This is a genomic window from Acaryochloris sp. 'Moss Beach', from assembly GCF_021497025.1.
Classification (GTDB): domain Bacteria; phylum Cyanobacteriota; class Cyanobacteriia; order Thermosynechococcales; family Thermosynechococcaceae; genus Acaryochloris; species Acaryochloris marina_A.
Map to the genome: position 1 here is coordinate 5,584,349 of NZ_CP071717.1, position 22,029 is coordinate 5,606,377.

A 22,029-nucleotide genomic window follows, 5' to 3' on the forward strand; every position below is an offset into this window, starting at 1 on the left:
TTGAACAATGAGCACTAAAGTTACCGACCCAACCGCCCAGGGACAAATCCAGTTTATTCAAAGCCATCAGACTGCGTTAGAGCCTGGCCAATACAAAGTTTCAGTGAAGCAAACGGTCAAAGTTGCGAAGGACAATGATGCCTTTAGCTCACATCTGACCTTTGTGGTGCAAGGCAATCGCTTTACGTTACCCCAACCTGATATTCATGCGGTTTTTCCGCCAGCCGGAAGCTCTGGCGATCACTCCCATATCCTGCCGCATATTGCCCTCAAAAGTAGCACGCTACCGTGGGAAAGGTTAGCGCAACCCGATAACCAAAAAGCGCCTTGGTTAGCCTTGATTCTGATTCACGAGGGAGAATCACTCCTACGCACGATTCAGAAAGACAAGATTTTAGCAACGCCACTCTACGATTCCCAGAACATTGAGCTAACCGCTGATCAAAAAGACCAATTATGGCAGCATCTTTTATCAGCAAGGATTGGCTGGATTCAGGCGATCGATGATGAAGCTATGATCCTGGAGCCGAGCCGTCGCCAGTCCGATCAACTCACGGGAGATTTTGCAGGACTGGAAACGCAAGTTGAGGTCATTCTAGCTCAATCCGAAAAGACAAAACTGATTCCTCTGGGTAAATTACAGCAATCCTCAATCGGCCCGATCAAATGGCCTGGCGTAGACCTAGAAATTAGCCAAAAAGTTGACGACAACGTCACCGTTATTGATGTCCCCAAAAAGCTGCTGTCAGAGCTATTGCCCACAGCCGAGGATCTAGAATACTTAGCCCATGTCCGTCACGTGACCGGCGACGCCGAGAGCACTGAACCCCTATCGGTGGTAATTAGCAATCGGCTTCCTAAGCCAGATGGAATAAGCACGGCCTATTTAGTTTCCTTAGAAAACCGATATGCCAACGGCAAATTTGATGATCAAAATGCCACCGATGACGAGTATATCCGTCTTGTGACGCTAAAAAGTTGGAGCTTTGCCTGCACTAACCCCGAACATAATTTTGCCGGATTGCTCAAAAATCTCAGCAAAGACACCCTAAGACTCCCAGCCCAAAATAGTCCCGAAGTAGCCCCCTATCTAGCCAAAGGCTATCGTGCTTTTCCTCACTATCTTCGACAGGGCGGAAAAACCTTTTCTTGGTATCATAGCCCTCTCCTGCCCGGAGAAAACCCGACCTCACTCCACTTATCGCAACTGGCGATTCGCAATGCCGATCAATTGATTGCCTACAATCCGAACACGGGGTTATTTGATATTTCCTACGCCGCCGCCTGGCAACTGGGTCAACTATTAGCCCTCCAAGATAAACAATTCGCCACCCGCCTGTTTAACTGGAAACGAGCCAATGCCCAAAAGCTAGCCAAAGATAATCAACAGGCACTCTACCCTCATCTCTTTTCTGAAAGTGAGAATACATCTGTAGACCTTGAGCTTCCGGGCGATATCAAACCCTGGTTTGAGCGACTCGGATTGCTCCAGGGTGTGCCCTTTAACTACTTAGTCCCCGATGAACAGATGCTGCCGACCGAGTCGATCCGGTTCTTCTCTTTAGATTGGTTTTGGGTAGAATCGCTGCTGGATGGTGCCTTTAGTATTGGTCGAGTCCAAGATGCTGATGCCCAACAGGATAGCGATCATAATCCGCTAGCGGGTGAGCCCAAACGCATCAGTGGTTGCTTAATCCGCTCAGACGTCGTATCGGGTTGGCCTGATTTACAAATAGAGGGCTCCGCCGCGTCCATTGTGGGGGATAACCCCATGAATGAGACTCAGAAATTAACCATATTACGGCGAGATCGCCTCTCTGAGGACGTTTTTATCTGTTTGTTTGATGGCGTTATTGGTACTGTCGATATCTCCCTAAAACCAGAAGGACTGAATTTTGGCGTCAATCATGATGCGATCGGAAACGTATGGCGAGAGTTAAGAACACTAGAGGGCTTAGAACAAAGTGACTGGAATATTCATCTCATTCCCGCAGAAGATCAGCAACTCCCGATGATTAACCAGAAAAGCGTTATCAATATTACGAATTTGGCAAATGGGATGAAAACTAAATTAGAAGAACAGGCGCAGTCAGTCGATGATTTTACAGCCGCTCAATTTTCCTTACAGATGATTCAAGGGATAGAAAAAGTAAGATTTTCGATGGCGGCAAGCGCCTAGGCTTTAATTTTGCCCAAGGCAGTTAAACTTGCCCTCAAATACTCCTGGGAGCAGTGCTCAATGCACCTCAAAACGAACAACTCGTTTCGGGTTTTATTTCATGACTAGAATTATCTAAAACCTTTTTCCTGTATAGCTTTCCATCGACACAGGCTAAAATAGTTCCAGCCTTTAGTTTGACGTTCGATTAGGAGTGCAGATGTCATTTTCAACTACATTTTGAAGTTTCTACATACGGGATGTCAGTGGAAAGAGCTGCCCATTGAAAAGGACAAAAATGGTCAATATTTCAGGTCAACTGGATAAAAACCCGAAATCAGTTGCTAGTGTGACGGCCTACTCACTAGGGCAACTGCCATATATCCATGTTTGAATTTTCCAGGGTTGAATCTCCCTAGGGCTTTCCTGATTGGTTTCTTTTTCTAATAAATCAACGGGCTGGCTCAATTTGAGTTGCAGATTGTTACTGATCGCCGTTGTGGCGTATTGACCATGGCATTCGTAGCACCGCAAGATCCATTGATTGGGGTCATCCTCTGATATTTTCAAAGCCATCAGCACTAAATTATCTGGCCCAAGGGTGAAGAACTGCTTCTGGGGGGGGAGTCCGTGAGTTCTGGGTTCAGATGATGTTAATGCGCGGAGGGGGCGATTGAGTTCATACCCCTTGTGGGTTGTTCGGGCAGTCTGCCAGGATCCTGAATGGGGATAGATGGCATAGGTGAATTGGTGATGGCCGCGATCGCAACCTGGATCCGGCCAATTTGGACTGCGTAATAGGGTCAACCTGAGTTGGCTCGGCTGAGCATCGTAACCATACTTACAGTCATTCAAGATGCTGACACCATAAGCAGGTTCATTCGTATCTGTTAAATCAGCCCATTGCAAAGCAGGGACTTCCCACTTCGCCTGCTCTTTAGCATCCAGTTGAGAATTAGGTAACGTGGGCCGTTGAATCGCACCACAGGGGATTTCGTAGGCCGCAAAGTCGGATGAGATTGTCAGGGGAAAGGCCGTTTTAACGAGCACTTGGCTTTCCTGCCAATCCACAGTTGTTTCAACTTTAAGCAGTGGCGAATCTATCTCCAGCACGTAATCCTGGCAAAACTGAGATTGACCAAACTGATGCTTCACCCGTACTCGTTGCTGTAGGGGGCCTTGGCTGACCCATTCAATAGATTGCAGGGTTGCTCCAGGAAGCCTTTTGTTTTCGTAGTCAGGATCAATATTCCAAGCATCCCAATATTGGCCCTTGTCGGTAAAAAACTGGAGTTGATTACCTGGACTAGACAGCACCTGTCGCTGAGCTACTTTGTCAAAGATTTGGGTTAGCTCGCCAGTGTGCTCGTCAACTTGCACCTGTAAATAGTTATTTTCTAAGGTCCAATTTTTAGGTGTAATGTCGAGTTGATCGGTTGGGGCAATCTCTAGGGGCGTTAACCAATACTGCTGGTAACCAATTATAGGTGCGTTAGCCCTAAAACAGAGGAAATTCGGTTTGTCGGGATGGCGCTGACTAGGCAGTATTTCTCCTTCGATTGTGGAAATCTGCCATTGTTTCTGCGGGGCGGGCAGTTCTACCCACACTAATTCAGAACGCGGCCAGTTGAGGGAGTTAAATACTACAACCGATCGGCTATCAGGGGAAGGTGCTGGACCATCGATAGCGCCTGCGATCGCATCTAAAGCGGTGTGCAAATGTTCGGTGGCGGTTTGTTGAGCTGAGTCCCAGTCTCGATTGGCATCCACAAACACTTGGGGAATTGAGGATCCAGGCAAGATGTCGTGAAACTGGTTAAACAAAACCTTCTTCCAGGCCTGTTCTAGGTCATCTTTTGGGTAAGTATGGTCGAGGGTGAGGGTTGCGATCGCATTCCACAATTCCGCTTCATACAGCAACCCTTCACAATCTCGGTTGTAGCGTTTCTGGTCAGCGTGGCTGGTATAACAGCCTCGATGCAATTCTAGGTAGAGTTCATCGTCCCAAACAGGCACCTGTTGAATCTGAGATTCCACCTGCTGACAAAAGTGTTCAGCCGTGGATGGCTGTAGTTTAGGGAATAGAGGAGATTGTTGCCACTGGCGGGCCACTTCCAACATGTCGCGAGTCGGACCACCGCCATGATCTCCTACCCCAGGTAGCCATAGGCATTCTTGTACCCCGGTTGAAGCTTCCCATTCCTGGGCATAGGTTCCCATCTTGACCGGGTAAATTTGTTCTCCAATGGGAGGCATCATAATGCTGAAAATCTCAGTCCCGTCTGGTGATCGCCACTTAAACACCTCATAGGGAAACTCCGTGGTATCGTTCCAGCGCAATTTCTGGGTTAAGAAATAGTCAATCCCCCCCTGCTTCAAAATTTGGGGGAGCTGCCAGCAGAATCCAAAACTATCGGGTAGCCATGCTGTCTTGCTGATGCAGCCAAATTTTTCTTGGATATACTTTTGCCCATATAGGACTTGGCGGACTAAGGATTCCCCACTGATTAAATTAAGCTCCGGTTCTACCCATAGCCCGGCAGCTACCTCCCACGTCCCTTTACCGACTTGTGTTTGAATTTGAGTAAATAACTCTGGACGATTTTGCTCAAACCATGCGTATAGAGCTGGGGAAGAATGGCAGAAAATGAGTTCAGGAAAATCCGCCTGTAAATTCAGCACCGACTTAAAAGTTCGTTCTGCAGCTTCCCAGGTTTCGGCCACGGGCCATAACCACGCTAAATCCAAATGGGCATGACCAATCCAGTTGATTTGGCGCTTTTGCAACCAAGCCTTCCAAGGAGAAAGATGTTGGTGAAGTTGCTCCAAACTGTGGCTAAATGCTTTTGGGTTAACAACCTGGGACCAATCGAGGGTGGCGATAGCTTCACTTAGATGGGCTATGTCTGCTGGTGAGAATTTTGCTAGGTAGCCTTGTAAGACCGCTAGTTCATCGGCGACTTTACCTGGATCCAGGAGAGGAGATGGAGGTTCGTATAGGAGTTGCGATCGCACTAACGCCCCCGGATCATGCCCCGGACTGACCAGTCGCAGGGCAACTGCAATTTCCTCCCCAGGTTGAGTCACAGAACTCAGAACAATCCGAGCCACACAGTCATATAAATCTCCTGCCTGAACCAACTCTCCGTTGACAAAAATTTCGGCTTTTTCTGCCCACCAAGTCAGAGCCAATCTGAGCTTACAGCCTGCGAGAGGGTAGCGAAACTGATCATTTGGGATTGAGATAACCTGCCCCAACCACAGCACTAAACGCCCTTGGGACCAGTCAATATGCTCCCTGGCATTGAGTTGTCCTGGTGACCATGTTGGCCAAGTCTGTGGATCTAGACCTATCTCGATGGGCAGATCCCCCAAGCATACTTGCCAATTGGCTTGAACATTCAACTGAGTCAGTTGACGCAGTTTCAAAATCGCAGAAACAGCGAGGTTCTCTTGCTCAAAGCTATGTTCTGGAGAGGATTTTGACTGCATAAGCTATGCCATTGGAACGGTGTATAACCCGAAAAATATCAAAGATTTCTCTTGAGTCATTCAGCAGTATAGAACCCATTTAGGATCTTGCTCAGAGTTGTACAGATTCGAAAATGCTTGACATCTAAAATTTTTTAGCTAGCTGATAGATTGAGTGGGAGAACGGTCGGGTTCTACGAGCATGACTGGAATAGTACTGGTTGCCAATACGGCTCTAGAAGCCGATCCGACAAAGACCTGTTGCCAAGGGCGATGGCCCCGTTTACCCATAATGATTTCATCCGCATGATACTGCTGAGCTGACTTGAGAAGCACATCTGATACCGTTCCGGCAATCATCACAAATTGGTGGGGCACATCTAATAACAATCGACTGATATGAGCTTGTAAAACCTGAGTCGATGCTGATGGTTCTCCCTGGAGAGCATGGACGACTATTACGTCAGCTTGACAGCGGCGAGCAACTTCGGCCGTTTTAGTTAAAACCAGAATCGCTAAGTCTGAGGTATCCACTGCGGCTAACAGGATAGTCTTACGATTAACCATCACTTTAGTGGGATCAATTGGATCTTGAGTCAATAATTTAGGTGCAAAGGTAGGAATAGCCCAAGCGCCAAGGGGAGCTGTGATCAAGATAGACAGCGCGGCTACGGCAAGAATAATGTCACCGCCTTCTAGGTTCAAACTGAGTGGTACGGCTCCGATGGCTGCTTGAACCGTTGCTTTTGCTGAATTACCAGGTAGGAGAAACAATCGCTCTCTCCAATTCCAATTGCTTCGGTAGGTGGATAAGGCCCACCCCAGCATCCGACCAAAAACAATGCCAATGGTCAGTAATAGTAGCCCTGGCCAAAAGGCTTTGCCCAGGATCTGTAGTTGGATGCTGGCCCCCATGAGTACAAACAAGATGATTTCGGCACCGATCCACAGTGCGTTAAACCCAATTCGCAGGCGTCGAGCTAGGGGTGGAGAAAATTCAATGATGAAAAATCCGAAGGCCATCACTGCCAAGTAGCCAGAATAAATCGGTAGAAAGTGGGTGCCAACGACTAATAACAGAGCAAGGCAGGCCGCAACTAATACTTCTTGCACCTGGGTGTCTACCCAGGAAGATTGGGTCAAGAGGAGTGTGAATAATCGGGCAACGCCATAGCCGAACAATGCCCCGACGCCAATTTGTAAGACGACTTGCAAGGGAAGAAAGGCTAGCCCATTGCTTTGTCCCTGAGTCAGGAAATTAATCAATAAGCTAAAGACCAGTAGGACAAGGACATCCGATAAGGCACTTCCCGTCAAGATGGCATCTGCGATTCCTTTGCCCACTCCCCATCCCAGATTTTTCAGGTGCAACATGCCGGGGACAATAACTGCAGGAGATTCGGCACTGATGATGCACCCTAGCAGCAATCCTGTCGCCCAGTTGAACTGAAATAGCACCATTGCGGTAACGGTGATTGCGATCGCTTCACACATCGCTGGCAAAAAACCCAACCGCAGGGCGACACTGCCTTGCTGCTGCAGCTTATCTCGGTCTAATCCCAAACCCGCCCGCATCAAAATCACCATAACGGCGAACTGGCGTAACTCAGGTGCTTTAGCAAGGATGCCAGTACTAATGCGATTGAACCCTTCTGGGCCCAGGAGAAACCCGACCAAAATCATGCCGATCAGGCCAGGTGCTCCCAAGCGTTTGGCTAACTGTCCAGCCCCAAACCCAACTAGCAAAATCCAAATTGTACTTTCTAGCATCCCCAGCCTTATCTATCCCTGTCGAATAGTATGCAGGAAGAGAGGGCTTAATACCGGGCGGGGGCATGGCTGACCATCCAAGGACGTCCAGCCTTGGCCTGCTGAAATCGGGCGGGAGGAGGACTCATTTCTTTGCGGGTTACCACTTTAGGTGTCTGATCTCGTTGCGGAAAACGGCCCATATTTAAACTAATATTGGGAGCAGAAATAAGTCTAATTGCAACTTGATTACAACTTGAACAATGAATCGGTAAATCTAAATCGCTGATCTGGAGCCACTGCTCAAAATCACCACAGTCACTACACCGATAATCATACAAAGGCATATACAGCTCCATGATTAAAAAAATTGCAGATTATGCGAAAGAGAATTGAGTGCTGAAAACTATAACAGCACTCAACCATTGAGGAGAAAGGCACGTCGTAGAGAGATGTTAAGTCGGATATCCGTTAGGTCGGTAAGATATCTTGGTCAAAAATGGCAGTCGGCAAAGCAAGGGTACAGCAAGCATTAGGGACATCTACAATGCCACTAATGCGTCCTTCAACTGGAGCACAACTGAGTAACAAGTATGCTTGTTCCCCGGTGAAGCCAAAGTGTTTTAAATAATTAATTGCATTCAAACAGGCTCGTCGATACGCGACATGGGCGTCAAGGTAATATTGCTCTCCCGTAAACTCATCCACAGAAATCCCTTCAAAGATGAGATATTCGGAATAATGAGGTTCAACCGGACCGGGTTTGAAGATGGGGTTGACCATCGAATATTTTTCCATGCCACCTTTGATAATATCGACGTGTAAATCGATATATCCAGACATTTCTATCGCCCCACAGAAAGAGATCTCTCCATCTCCTTGGGAGAAATGAATGTCCCCCATGGAAAGCTTGGCCCCTTCGACATAAACGGGAAAATAGATGCGAGATCCCTTAGACAAGTTTTTAATATCGCAGTTACCGCCATGTTCTCGGGGAGGAACAGTACGGGCAGCTTCGGACGCAACCCGATCAAACTCTGGTCCTTTATCTGCATAACTGCCTAGCTTCCCCAGCACGGCATAATTTGGATTGGGAAGCGCTGCATAGGGAGGAATTTTAGGTTTCCAGGGCGGTCCCCCCTCACTCTCCCCTTGATCGACTAATGTTTGCTCCCGTTGATTCCAGGTATTTAACAGATCTTGAGACGGGGCACAACCGATGAGACCAGGATGGGTAATGCCTGCAAATCGAACACCAGGGATGTGGCGAGTTTTGGTAAAGATCCCTTCCAAGTCCCAACAAGCTTTAGCGGCTGCCGGAAAATGATCCGTCAGAAAACCGCCGCCATTGTTGCGATCAAATATGCCGGTAAATCCCCATTCATCTCCAGGCAAGGCACCAATATCAAGCAAATCCACCACAAGAATATCGCCTGGCTCAGCCCCATTTACATGGATAGGGCCACTGAGAACATGAACGACCTGAAGCTCAACATCTCGGATGTCACTTGGATCATCATTGTTACCAATTTGTCCATCTGTCCAGTCTTTACATTCGATTCTGAAGATATCTCCTGTATTAACGGAGACAACAGCTGGAATATCTGGATGCCATCGATTATGGCCTGGCACCTCTTGTTCATGCATCGGTTTAGTCAGATCTATTTTGAAGAGAGTTTCGGGCATAGTGACGCAATCCTATAATTAGCAGGAACGAAAACTTAAGTGGTATTCATTCATCTACAGAGCTATTCCCCCCAATGTTGATTTCAGAATGAATATGATTGTTAGGCTAAGGCAGTGAATATCTCTTAAAAAGTTAATTTGGACACAATCTACCGAAGATTAATAAAAGTATTTATATGTGTATTCAAAAAATGTATACTTGCAGCTTAGTGCGCAGAAAACTACTGAAGTAGCTGAGCTAGATTGATTTAGAAATTACTAGTATTTAGGATTCAGTTTATTGTCTAAATCTTGAATCAATCAGCTTAATTTCTAGAGAATAAGTTTACCTGGCAATGATCCTAGCCTCAAGTGCTTATATTGTCTTAGTAGATGAATCGTGATTCTTAGAAAGGCAAAGAAAAGGCCTACGCAGAACATAGGCTGGAGTGAATCTACTATAAATATACAGTAAGAAAATATTTATATTGTTTGCCAGTATACTAATTCAATCTGTATCTATAATCAATTTATATCCAAATTAAGTAACACAAAAATATTGCATGTCTGTTATATTTTAAAGCAATATCTCTACCTTAAAATAGATCTGTGATGAATTAATTCTGAGATATCGCCATCACCTATTCTTGGAGAATAGTTTGTCTAACTGAAATTGGTTCCGATTTTTTCACTTTGACTTCGGGCATTTTGGCAGTTTGATTTGGGATGCCTTCAATCGGACATTCTTGGGTTCCTACGGTTGGCCGAGTCAACGCTTCTACTTTCTTTTTCGTTTTTTCAGGATCTAGAACCCATTCTCGATAGAAATCATAGGGACATTCCATCAGGCCTTCATCTCCATCCCCTGAATTAATCAGGCCGGTATAGCCTCGATGCAGCAACTTGAAGAGGTGATTTTGCGATTGGGCATGTTCGCGAAAATCTCGAATAGCAAATTTTGATAACGCCGCGTACTGAATTCCGTTTTCTTCTTCTCCACATTCACCTAAGGTTCGACCATCAAAGCCAACGATCGCAGAATGACCAAAGTAGCTGTATACACCATCAAAACCAGCCGCATTGGCAACCGCCACGTAGGTATTGTTCATCCAGGCCATTGCCTTCGAAACAATGATTTGCTGCTCTTTCGCCGGATACATGTAGCCTTGACAACGAATGACTAACTCTGCACCCTTCATGACACAATCTCGCCAAATTTCAGGATAGTTGCCATCATCACAAATAATCAGACTTATTTTTAAACCCTTGGGCCCCTCGGAAACATAGGTACAGTTCCCTGGATACCATCCCTCAATGGGGGGTCCAAGGCATAATTTTGCGATACTTTTGAACAATCTCTCCCTGGTCATTCATCAGAATGAGGGTGTTGTAAGGAACTTTATTGGGATGTTGTTCATGGCGCTCACCCGTGAGGGAAAACACTCCCCACACCTTATTTCGCACACAAGCTTCAGCAAAAATATCTGTTTCTACGCCAGGGATAAGAGAAGCAGTATCCATCATTTCTTGAGAATCATACATAATGCCATGGGTAGAATACTCAGGGAAAATAACCAGGTCCAAACCCGGTAGTCCCAACTTCATCCCATCTATGACCTCGGCTATGTTATTGCAATTAGCTAATACCTCATTCTGGGTATGTAACCTTGGCATTTTGTAGTTCACTACAGCAACACCAACAGAATCATGACTAGAAGAAATATCACCATGGAATGCCATCAGACTCTCCTAATTTATTGAAATTCATAGGAAAAAAAACTTATTTAAACGTGCGAATTGTGTCATTTTATACATTTAGAATGGAATCGACATAATGACTTTTCTGAAATTAATCACTTGTTTGATTGACAATAATAATCTATCGGCAACGCTAAAATTTTAGACTGCTTATTGTTTTGACCAATACCACTATTGCTAAAGTCAATAATGCATGAAAATAAGGACTTCTCTATATCTCTAGATGCTATTTACTCGCAGGTGATATACCTACTCCTATCTAGCTAGAAGGCTTTTAAGTAAGTGATAAATTCATGACAAATGCATGATTTTTCATATATTAAGAACTCTAGATTTCTAGTATTCATAATTTCTTGGTATTCAAGGTTACAAAATCAATTTAAAACTGCAGTAATCTTTTACTAACAGCTTTTCATCTGTTCAGTGCATAAGTTCCTTCTTGTTAACTTAAGTCGGTGAGGTATGTGCTGTAAGGAATTGATGCTCAAAGAGAAATATCACCGAAAGGTAGCTTTAACGGCAGCTAGATTTCGATCGTTAATTGGAATATTTGGCTAGTCCATTTCAAACAAGATATTTTCTCTGGAATATTTTTTGTATTTTATGCCTGTTCTGGTTAATTAAAACTATGACAAAACCCCCAATCTTCCTCTGCAGGAATCAGTCGGCGAAAGTTTATTCAATACAGCTCATTAGCGGTTGGCTCAGGAATAGTAGCTGCATGCTCGAATGGGTCTTCTACACAGAGTTCTGTTGATTTAGGTGAGAATCCCATTAAGGTTGGTGTTATGTATTCCACAACTGGCACAATTGCCATTGTGGAAAAATCTCTACAAGATGCAACGTTCTTAGCCATTGAACAAATAAATACTGGCACTGGCCCTTGGGAAGGGAATGGTGAGGGGATTGGCGGTCGTAAGATTCAAAAGGTTGTCGTCAATCCAGACTCGAATTGGGATTTGTATAATCAAATGTCTAAACGCCTCATCGAGGAAGATAAGGTGGTATGCATTCTGGGGTGCTATACATCTGCAAGCCGAAAATCTGTCTTGCCTGTTTTTGAAGACAAGGATGCCATTCTTTACTACCCGGTCTATTACGAAGGAAATGAATGTAGTTCGAATGTCTTTTATACGGGCGCAGCTCCAAACCAGCAAATCACAGATTCTATTCCCTATTGTCACAAAAACTTTGGTTCAAAAGGATTCTTTATTGGCTCTGACTATATCTACCCCAAAGAGAGTAACCGTATTGCCAAAGCAGAACTTGAAAAAATTGGTGGGAAGGTCGTAGGGGATGAATATGCAGCCCTTGGTACGACAGAATTCATTACGATTATCAACAAAATCAAGGCAGCCAAGCCCGATTTTGTTTTAAGTAACCTGGTTGGAGATAGTATTCCAGCTTTCTATCGGCAGTTTAAGGACGCGGGGATTACTTCAGATAAAATTCCGATTATGGCTTATCCCACTACTGAGGAAGAAATCCAGGCCATGGGACCCGAATACTCATCGGGTCACTATACGAGTTTTAACTATTTCCAAACGGTTGATACGCCAGAAAATAAGCTTTTTGTTAAACAATTTCAAGAGATGTTTGGTGGTAACCGTGTCACTAACGGTGTGATGGAAGCGGCTTACTTACAGACCTTCTTTATGGCTCAGGCGATGAAGAAGGTTCTTGATGAGGGTGGAGAACTGAATACAGGGACCATCCGGGAGGCTACTAGAGGACAGGAATTCAATGCACCTCAAGGGCGAGTCAAAATAGATCCTGAAAATTACCATACCTATCTTTATTCCAGAATTGGCAAGTGGAAAGAGGATGGCCAAGCTGAAATCGTCTTTTCTACCGATGCGGCAGTGAAACCAATTGCTTGGAGCCAGACACTCTACAAGGGGAGAACTTGTGTCCATCCCACCCCTGATACTCGGGTAGATCCGACGGTTGAGACTGGAAAAGATTTAGAACCTAAGTATCTCTCTTAAAGATCGAATAGCAGATTTTCAGTTGATCGAAACGACACAGTGGATCTATTTTTCTGTTTTGCTAGTCGGTGGCTTTTGTTTAGATTCACTCAACAAAAATCCTTTTCTTTTTTCGGCCTATTGGATTGAGCCTATGTTGGACTATACTTTTCCCACTCTATTCTCGACTCCTCATGTTTTAATCGCTCAGGAAGCAGCCGCCTCTAATGAAGGTTTTGATATTTTAACCTTGTTGAATCAAGCCCTCAATGGCATTGGAATCGTCGGGATTTTGCTGCTAACGGGGTTGGGATTAGCTATCACCTTTGGGGTGATGCGAATCATTAATTTGGCTCATGGTGAGTTCATCATGTTAGGGGCATATGTAACGTTTGTGTTTCAAGATGCCTTTGATTTAGATCTTCTCATGACTATCCCTTTGGCTTTTCTGATTACTGCATTCATTGGTGCAGTTGTAGAAATTACAATTATTCGTCGATTGTATGGTCACCCATTAGAAACTTTATTAGCCACTTGGGGGTTGAGTATTGTGTTGCAAGGGGTTGTAAAGCTTATTTTTACAGCTCAACTAAAGTATGTAAAAGCTCCGGCCTATTTATCTGGAAATTTACCCCTAGTCTCAGATGACAGTGGTGCTGCAGTAGTTGCTATTTCCTACTACCGTCTTTTTTATTGTTGGAGTCGCCCTTGCACTCTTAGGGCTTACCTTATATCTATTTTATGGAACGTCTTGGGGAAGGCAGATTAGAGCTGTCACCCAAAATCGAGATATGGCTAAGTGTTTGGGAGTTAATACCAAACTAGTGGATATGGGAACTTTTGCCTATGGCTGTGGTTTAGCTGGAGTGGCTGGTTCTGTTATTTCAGCCTTAAAATCTGTGGCCCCTCCCATGGGCCAAGATTATTTAGTGGATGCCTGGATGGTGGTTGTGACTGGGGGGTGTAGACAAGCTAATTGGGATTTTGGCTGGCTCTTTACTGATTGGCGAGGCTAATGCAATCATCGCTTTTATGCTTAATGATCCTCTCGCTAGAGTCATCGTTTTAGGAGCCGTAATTATTCTAATTCGTTTTCGTCCAGAAGGTTTATTCACCGTACAGAAGCGGGTGTGATTCTCAGGTTTAATTCTGTACGACTAGCTGATCTTTTAGAGGTTTGGTTATGACGAATATCGTCATGGGGTATAAACAGTCAACTTTTCCCCATAAATTAGTTATTGTTAGTGGTATCTCATTATTAGTTTTTATCATATTGCCTTTTACTATCAATAGCTTTCAACTGTCCTTGATGTCTAAGCTATTGCTATTTGGGACCTTAGGCGTTTCTCTAGATCTAGTTTGGGGATTTACAGGTATTTTGAGCTTCGCCCATGGGGTATTTTTTTACTTTGGGAGGATATGCTTCCGCCTATTATCTCAAACTGAACCTTTCTGCGGCTTCAAATACCTATGGTGGAGAATTGCCGGACTTTATGGTCTGGAATGGCTTAGAAAAATTGCCCTGGTTTATCGCCCCGTTAAAATATTTTCCGGTTGCTTTGGTGGCAACGATTGCTGTGCCAGCATTATTTGCCTATATTATTGGGTATTTTATTTTTCGTTCAAAAGTAAGTGGTGTCTACATCACCATCATTACTATCGCTATCTCATCAGCCTTAACCACTTTTTTTGTGAGTCAGCAGGCCTATACCGGTGGGACAAATGGGATCACCGATGTTAGCAGCTTGAGATTATTTGGGGTGCAACTGACAGCATTAGGACTCTATTTCTTGATTTTGGCCTATGCGGCCTTTGTAATCGCTTTAAGCTGGTCCCTTACCCAATCTAATTTTGGCCTCATTTTGCGCTCGATTAATGAGAATGAACAGCGTATTTCTTTCTTGGGATATGATGTGGCCCAATTTAAGATTTTTATCTGGACCCTTTCGGCTGCGATCGCAGGTATGGCTGGTGGTCTATTTGTACCTTTAAATCGATTTATTTCTCCGGTATACCTGGCAGTTGCGTTTGGAACTCAGGTTGTCATTTGGGTCGCTATCGGTGGGAGAGGAACCTTGGTGGGACCGCTGATTGCTGCGATTCTATTGGGACAAGTGCAAAACTATGCAGAAAAGGTGACTCAAGACTGGCAACTTGTTGTTGGGATTTTATTATTAGTTGTTGTTCTATTCCTACCCAACGGATTGATGAGTCTGTTACCCAAAAGAGCTTCATTGAAAAACTTATCGAAGCCAAAGCCATTACCTGTAACTGTATTGACGAAGAAGTAGATCTTATTGGAATGAGGGTTGAATTATATGGATGCTGTGCTATCGGTTCAAGATTTAAATGTAACTTTTTCAGGCTTTAAAGCCTTGAGTGGTGTGAATTTAAAGGTTTTTGATCGTGAGATTGTTACGATTATTGGCCCTAATGGTGCAGGGAAAAGCACACTTCTCGATGCGATTGTGAGTAAGTCTCCCGTTTCTTCAGGGCATATCCGCTATCAAGGTAAAGAAATTACCAATAAGCTTCCCCATGAAGTTGCACGTATGGGCATTGGTCGGAAGTTTCAAAATCCCAATGTCTATAACGAACTAACTGTTTTTGAGAATATTTTATTAGCCCTCAAGGGAACTCATGGAATTTTCGCTTCGATCACAGCCAAATTGACTCAAACGAAAAAAGGTAAGATTCATGATGCTTTAGAACGAACGGGTTTAGTCGATAAAGCATTTGAACTGGTTTCTTCTCTATCCCATGGTCAAAAGCAATGGGTTGAAATTGCCATGGTTTTGGCTCAAGACCCGTCCATTGTTCTGTTGGATGAACCGACAGCAGGCATGACTGGAGACGAAACCTATATGACGGGTGAAATCATTAAAAGCATTTCGAAATCTCATTCCGTTGTGGTAATTGAGCATGATATGGAATTTGTTAAACAAATAGCGAAGCGCATTGTAGTGCTACACCAGGGAATGGTCTTAGCAGAAGGTTCAATCGAAAATATTCAAGCTAACCCTAAAGTCATTGAGGTCTATCTCGGTCGTGAAACAATCAACGCTGCTGCGTAAAGAAGAAGACTTGACTATTGCTAAGCCATTGCTGGATATGGTGAATGTCACGGCTGGCTATGGCCAAACCCCGGTCTTATTTGATGTTGACCTGTCTGTTGCAGAAGGAGAAATAGCCTGTTTGTTGGGGCGAAATGGTGTGGGTAAAACGACGTTGCTACGCAGCATTATTGGTTTGAATCCCTTAACTAGCGGTAGTATCTCTTTCAATGATGTTGATATTACAAAGGCTCCTACCTATAAGCGTGCTAGAAAAGGAATTGCCTATATCCCTCAAGGCCGAGAAATTATTCCCTACTTAACGGTGCTAGATAATCTAAAAATGGGTTTCAGTGCAAGTGGCAAGAAGGTTAAGCGAATTCCATCTGAAATTTTTGATTTTTTCCCAATGCTAAAAGATCATTTACAGCGTCAGGGAGGATTGTTGAGTGGAGGACAACAACAACAGCTTGCTATTGCTCGGGGCGTAATGTGTAACCCTAAAATCATGTTACTGGATGAGCCGACAGAAGGCATTCAGCCCTCTATTGTTCAAGAGATTGAAGATACCTTGAGACGTATCAATTTAGAGAAAGGAATCACGATCATAGTGGTTGAACAAAAAATAGAGTTTGCTCGTAAGTTAGCTCAGAAGTTTTTCATCATGGAAAAGGGAGCTATTGTGGAAAAGGGTAAGACAGATAGACTCACTGATTCGTTGTTGCATCGCTATTTAGCTGTATAAGTCGATGGTTTTTTAGACGGGAATGATTGATATTTATCTACCTTTTTTTCGCAGTGTTTCATTTATTTTTTATTGAAATTTATTGGCGATATACATTGACTTCATGAAATAGCTTGGATTTGATGATTAACTCTCAATATATAAGTCTTTGTAGCCATATTCGACGCAATCTACCTGTTATAAAATGTCTCTTCAATGGATAAATATAGTCTTAGTAATATAGAGACATCAGCTCTTATCTCCTTTATGGAAGTTGCTGAGCGGGGAAGCTTTACTGAGGCAGCCATTGCGTTGAATTTATCTCAACCCACTGTCAGTCAACAAGTTCAAAGATTAGAACGGATGGTGGGAGTAAAATTACTGCATCGTCGCTCTAATAAGGTGTATTTAAGTCAGGCAGGTGAAGCTTTTATTACTCATTGCCAAGCTGGCTTGAAAAACATTGAAACAGGTATAAATACTGCCCTTAAAGCTGCCCAAAACTCTTTAAGTAAAGTGACCTTAGGATTAACTAGCTTTAATACTAAATTGTGTCTTTCAACCGTGTTAAATCGGTTTCATCGATGTAATCCTAATGTGTGCTTACAAATTTTTGAGTATCCGTTGGAAGATCTCATTCAAGGGCTTCAGAATCAGACTATTGATTTAGCTTGGATGTCTTCACCTTTACCCAAGGAGATCCTGCAGACAGAGGTATTGTATGAAGAGCCACTAGGTCTGGTCTGCGCTGCAACTCATGCACTCGCTGGAGTTGCAGATCCTACTTGGAATGAGATTGGCCAATATCCAATCGTTCTCCCTCACCAAGTATCAAAATATGGGATTCGCTCCCTTGTGGAGGAGTTGTTTCGTAGCCATCAGTGTCCAGTCAACACGGTTGTCGAGTTTAGTGGTTCCCAATCTTTACGCTTGATTTTGGCCTCTAGTGATGGGGTTGCTGTTCTACCCCTATCGCAGGTTGAAACTGATCTTCGAAACAATGTCTTGGTGGCTAAAACATTTCCTGGACAATCTCTCGTCCATAAAGCAGTGATTGCGACGAATCCTCGATTTCCCTTGAGTCCCGAAGCTACATCACTACTAGAAACGATACGAACTTTAGTGCCGTTATCTATCTGTTAGCCTGCGAGTAGAGGCTAAGGGCTTAAAGGGAATACGGTGGTGCGATCGCATTACTCAACACAGGAATTTACCCCAGATTCTCTCCTAGTGGATCATCAGTACAACCCACTATTGAGATAAGTGGCGTCACAAATCCCCACACACCCCATAGAAAAATCTTGCTCGATCTAGTTTTAATCCTGAACAAATGGGCTTATATTGGCCAAGGTCACGTCCTAAATATTTCTAATTCTGCACAAAGAATCTTTGCATGCACCGTGGAGGGATGCATCAAGATCCTCTAGTCCACGCATCGCTCAATGGCGAACAGTAACAATTTGTGAGTTTGGGGCAGACTACGATTAAATAAAAGCGACCTATGTAGTCTTTGATTGAAAAGTGCATGACACGGCCTTCAACTCCAACCCCAAATCCAGAAGAACAGCAGAATTCAGTATCTTCCCGATCAGCTATTGAAGCTGATACGTCTCTGAGTAAAGGTAAAGAAGGCCTATCGACTTCAATGGCTGGATTGAAGTCAACTTCTGCCCGGTTTTTGCGATCTGCGACAACCTCTTCTTCCCTAGAATTGGTGACTGGAGCGGCCACTGTAGTCTTGATTCTGGGTTTACTATTTCATAATTCATGGATTGGCTTGCCCGCGGCTGTGGTGGTTTTATGGCTGTCGTTAAGGGTGCTGTGGCCTCCCCTGAGTAAAGGGCTACAGGAATGGGTGTCGGTCCGCAATCAGCAACTCATTCTGGCTGGTGTGCTGAGCCTTGCTGGCCTGATTGGAGTGATCCAGTTTACCGGTGTACTGCCAATGTTGCTGGGGGGGCGGTCTGTTAACTGGGAAGCAGTTGGGGCTCTGGCAGACTCTTTTGGGGCAATTGGCCAAATTTTAGTCGCTTTTTTAGCCCTTTTTGTGGCGTGGCGTCAGTATGTCATTTCCAAAGAACTGACTGAACAGCAAAACCGGATTACTCAACAACAAACCATTGATGCCTATTTCCAAGGAATTTCTGATTTGGTGATTAATGAAGAAGGTTTGTTGGAAGATTGGCCCCCGGAGCGAGCGATTGCTGAAGGCCGCACCGCTGCGATTCTGACGGGTCTAAGTGGGGAAGGAAAAGCGAAGGTGATTCGGTTTCTATCCAGTTCTAAATTGTTGACGCCTTTGAAACGCGATCGCAGATTAGGTCGCGCTATTTTTGACGGGTTAGGCGGCTATGAAGAAGACCTGGAATATGGGGTGCGAGTGATTGATTTAGTCGGTATGTTAGCGAATGTCGATTTGTCGGGGACCGACCTACGGCGGACTGAGATGAGTGAAGCCAACCTAGTCCACAGTAATTTGCAGGGGTGTGATTTAGGCCGAGCCAATTTGTCTCGCTGTATTTTGTATGGAGCCAATTTATCGAAGACGGATTTGACTCGGGCCCGATTTTTCTATGGGGAAGTGGAACAGGTAACACCGCGCGATCGCATGAATCCACCCAACTTTCAAACCGGGGCACAAACTGGGGCTGTGATTGAAAATGCCGATTTTTCTAAAGCGGAAGGATTGTCTGAAGAGCAACGGTATTACTGCTGTGCTTGGGGAGGAAAGAAGACGAGGGCAACCATTCCCGGTGGATGCGAAGGGATTCCTAATAAACTTGAGAGCAGCCGTTAATCAGGAACGAAAGGTGACTGAATGACGGTTTGTTGGTGTCAACTTAAAAGAAAGAGAGTGCTACAGAAGCATTACCTATAGATGTCTGGCCATTGGATTGTAGGGATGCCTGACCTGATAACTGCACAGATCCTTGACCCATTGCCAGAATAGAGACCTGACTCGTTGCCCGACTAGATCCAGCGTTGTTGGGATTAGACATCCCTAGTGCTATCGTATCAATCTCAAAAGCACCTTTATTATTGGCACTAAAATTTGTAATCACGCTGTTGCCCTTTGTTGTAGGAATATCTGTTAAAGCAAGGGCATTTGTATTTGATGTGCGATAGATAATATCATTGCTTGCCCCTCCGACGAGGCTGATATTTACGGTTCTTCCTGTTAGATTGTCGTCCACTTTATTTACATTTGGGAATCTAGCTTGAGATCGGCGCTGAGGCATGAGGAACTCCTATTTTTTATCAGATTGAAATTAGGGAAGAATGCTTGCTAAGCACAAGAGTGCTCAATCAGTAGCTGTTTGAACCTTGAATTTAATTAAAAATCATGAGTTGGTGAATGCTTTTTTTATTGGACAATATGTTTGAATAGCCTTTCGTTTTGAATATGCTTACATACATATCAGAGTCGATAATTTCTTAAAGAAAGCGAAATATTGGTTTACATTTTTCGACTATCGAACAGTGGTTTATTGAAGCTTAAAAAGTTAAACCATCTTTTGCAAAAATGAGGTGAATTGATTTTTTTTTGGGTAGACGATGTATTGAGTGCTACAAGTTCACAGTAAACTGTTTTTCTGTAGTCAGGACGACCGTCGAAGTTGAAATACAAATTCAAGCCTTTAGCTAAAGTTTCATCATAGGTAAGCAGAGCCTTGGGGCCTGGTTGCGAGGGTGACCAGAATAATGATGGATCTCTATAGGTGTATGCCAAGGCTTGCACAGCTAAAGCATCAAAGTGGGAAGATATTACTTTTTAAAGAATAAAAATCAATTTCCTAGTTTGACATGCCTCAACCATGACCAAGCCAATGGGGGGCGGAGGCAGCCTGAATTTCTCTCAAAAAGGTGACCCCCTCCCTATCAAAGTCCCAAGCTCGACTTTGTTTATTAGCTTTCTGAGTTTGTCAGTATCAGAATGAGAGTAGCCCTTCTCCACTGATAGATGAATGAAAGTGCCTTCTTGGCTCAAACGGTTTGCACCACTGTTTAATCGATGAAGTCTGACTGATCGAAAGTTAAGGTGATTGCCAGTCATTCCGTTAGGGATAAAACTCACTCTTTGATAAGTGACAAGCTTTGAATGGAAGCTTAGGGTATTAATTGCAACGATTAAGCTGATTCTCATGTCAATGTCCTACAAGTAGATTGCACGACTGTTGTTCAACCTTTTTGCCCGTAGTTTAGGAGCAAAACTAGAAATATTTCTGCATGATTTTGGGCAATGAAATGTGGGTGGTACGGAGGGGGATTGTATCTATTCCATCTCCATGCTCACCATTGACCGCTATAGTTTCAGACTTTCTCGCCCTGGGTGAGAGTGTTTAGATTTTTGTGTAAGCCGTAACGTATTCAATAGTTGAATCGTGTTGGGAACAGAATAGCAAAATGGGACAGCGCCGCCTTCCAATTCAAAATCGGTCTGGTCCATCTCTTCGAGATATTCCTCATCGCCAGAAACATCAATTTGTAGACAGACTCTTCATTCGGGAAGACAGCTTTGGTCTTAATCACCTTTCGCAGTGAGCGATTGAGCGACTCAATGGCATTAGTGGTGTAGATAACCTTTCGGATGGCCATTGGGTACTTAAACAACGGAGCAATATTATCCCAATGCCGTATCCAGATTTGGCTGATGCCAGGATACGTCTGGTCCCATTTGTTGGCAAACGCATCCAAGGCAGCCTCAGATTCCTCCAAAGTGGCCGCTTGATAAATGGGCTTGAGGTCTGCAGCTACGGCTCGACTTTCCTTCCAAGGCACATGGCGCAAACTATTGCGAATGAGATGAACGATACAAACTTGAACTTGAGTATCGGGATAGACCGATTCAATCGCCTGGGGAAAGCCTTTGAGACCATCACAGCAAGCAATCAAGATATCCTGAGCGCCTCGGTTTTTAAGGTCTGTGAGCACTGAAAGCCAGAATTTTGCTCCCTCCCGCTCGGCAGCCCCTATCCATAATCCCAACAGCTCTTTGTTTCCCTCCACAGTTACCGCTAGCGCGACATAGACGGCTCGCTTGCTGACTTGGCCATTGACTTTGATGTTCACATACAGGGCATCGAGATAGACAATCGGATACACCTCATCCAATGGTCTTGAGCGCCAGTCTTTAACCTCCTCCATGACACTATTGGTGACGTCACTAATCAGACCCTCAGAGATATTGGCCCCATACAGCTCCACCAATTGAGCTCGAATATCACGAGTGGTCATGCCACGAGCATATAAGGCGATGATTTTCTCGTCGAGTCCCGCGATACGTCGCTGGCCTTTGGGCACGAGGACAGGCTCAAACTCACTGCAACGGTCGCGAGGAATCGATAGGTCCATCTCTCCTTGTTCAGTCTGGACGGTCTTTTTCGAGTAACCATTGCGACTGTTTCTAGGGCCATGAGAACGCTCATCGACGGAGGATTGATGCAGGTGATGAGTCAATTCACCTGCCAAGGCTCGTTCCACTAG

Annotated in this window: 11 protein-coding genes and 4 pseudogenes; 8 read left to right on the forward strand and 7 right to left on the reverse strand. The window is 44.4% G+C overall.

Annotation, left to right across the window (positions count from 1 at the left end; all coding sequences use genetic code 11):
* Positions 1–7: 7 nt before the first annotated feature.
* Positions 8–2,179, forward strand: a complete 2,172-nt coding sequence (locus tag HRE53_RS26100) for a hypothetical protein (protein WP_235108541.1) — start codon at positions 8–10, stop codon at positions 2,177–2,179.
* A gap of 336 nt (positions 2,180–2,515) precedes the next feature.
* Here the strand turns inward: HRE53_RS26100 and HRE53_RS26105 are convergent, their stop codons facing one another.
* The 5 genes and pseudogenes from HRE53_RS26105 to HRE53_RS26125 all read right to left on the reverse strand — a co-directional run bounded on the left by HRE53_RS26105 (position 2,516) and on the right by HRE53_RS26125 (position 10,783).
* Entirely contained in the window at positions 2,516–5,650 is a 3,135-nt protein-coding gene (locus HRE53_RS26105; protein ID WP_235108542.1) for an alpha-mannosidase, read from the reverse strand.
* 138 nt (positions 5,651–5,788) lie between these two features.
* Positions 5,789–7,399, reverse strand: coding sequence for a cation:proton antiporter (locus tag HRE53_RS26110; protein ID WP_235108543.1), 1,611 nt, complete (start codon positions 7,397–7,399; stop codon positions 5,789–5,791).
* 47 nt (positions 7,400–7,446) lie between these two features.
* Positions 7,447–7,725 (reverse strand): FmdB family zinc ribbon protein, encoded by a 279-nt coding sequence (locus HRE53_RS26115; protein WP_212666010.1) that lies wholly within the window; start codon positions 7,723–7,725, stop codon positions 7,447–7,449.
* A 124-nt stretch (positions 7,726–7,849) separates the two neighbouring features.
* Positions 7,850–9,064, reverse strand: coding sequence for a formamidase (gene fmdA, locus HRE53_RS26120; protein WP_235108544.1), 1,215 nt, complete (start codon positions 9,062–9,064; stop codon positions 7,850–7,852).
* A 620-nt stretch (positions 9,065–9,684) separates the two neighbouring features.
* Positions 9,685–10,783, reverse strand: a pseudogene (locus HRE53_RS26125) (aliphatic amidase).
* Positions 10,784–11,589: 806 nt separating this feature from the next.
* Between HRE53_RS26125 and HRE53_RS26130 the strand changes: the two are divergent.
* The 7 genes and pseudogenes from HRE53_RS26130 (at position 11,590) to HRE53_RS26160 (ending at position 19,342) form a co-directional block, all read left to right on the forward strand.
* Positions 11,590–12,789 (forward strand): ABC transporter substrate-binding protein, encoded by a 1,200-nt coding sequence (locus HRE53_RS26130; protein ID WP_235108545.1) that lies wholly within the window; start codon positions 11,590–11,592, stop codon positions 12,787–12,789.
* Between the two features lie 133 nt (positions 12,790–12,922).
* Positions 12,923–13,902: pseudogene (gene urtB / locus HRE53_RS34975) on the forward strand (urea ABC transporter permease subunit UrtB).
* A 49-nt stretch (positions 13,903–13,951) separates the two neighbouring features.
* Positions 13,952–15,059 (forward strand): annotated as a pseudogene (gene urtC / locus HRE53_RS26140) (urea ABC transporter permease subunit UrtC).
* Positions 15,060–15,086: 27 nt separating this feature from the next.
* Positions 15,087–15,842, forward strand: coding sequence for an urea ABC transporter ATP-binding protein UrtD (urtD, locus tag HRE53_RS26145; protein ID WP_212666016.1), 756 nt, complete (start codon positions 15,087–15,089; stop codon positions 15,840–15,842).
* Positions 15,843–15,879: 37 nt separating this feature from the next.
* The gene (gene urtE / locus HRE53_RS26150) at positions 15,880–16,566 is read left to right on the forward strand and encodes an urea ABC transporter ATP-binding subunit UrtE (protein ID WP_212666256.1); all 687 of its coding nucleotides are present in this window, start codon (positions 15,880–15,882) and stop codon (positions 16,564–16,566) included.
* A gap of 246 nt (positions 16,567–16,812) precedes the next feature.
* Positions 16,813–17,688 (forward strand): LysR family transcriptional regulator, encoded by an 876-nt coding sequence (locus tag HRE53_RS26155; RefSeq protein ID WP_235108547.1) that lies wholly within the window; start codon positions 16,813–16,815, stop codon positions 17,686–17,688.
* Positions 17,689–18,070: 382 nt separating this feature from the next.
* Positions 18,071–19,342, forward strand: a complete 1,272-nt coding sequence (locus tag HRE53_RS26160; protein WP_235108548.1) for a pentapeptide repeat-containing protein — start codon at positions 18,071–18,073, stop codon at positions 19,340–19,342.
* A gap of 43 nt (positions 19,343–19,385) precedes the next feature.
* On the opposite strand, the gene HRE53_RS26165 is transcribed toward HRE53_RS26160, so the two are convergent.
* Together HRE53_RS26165 and HRE53_RS26170 are read right to left on the reverse strand one after the other, a co-directional pair.
* On the reverse strand, positions 19,386–19,784 hold the full coding sequence (locus tag HRE53_RS26165; RefSeq protein WP_235108549.1) for a hypothetical protein: 399 nt from the start codon (positions 19,782–19,784) through the stop codon (positions 19,386–19,388).
* A gap of 1,129 nt (positions 19,785–20,913) precedes the next feature.
* Positions 20,914–22,029: pseudogene (locus tag HRE53_RS26170) on the reverse strand (IS256 family transposase); the annotation flags it as partial.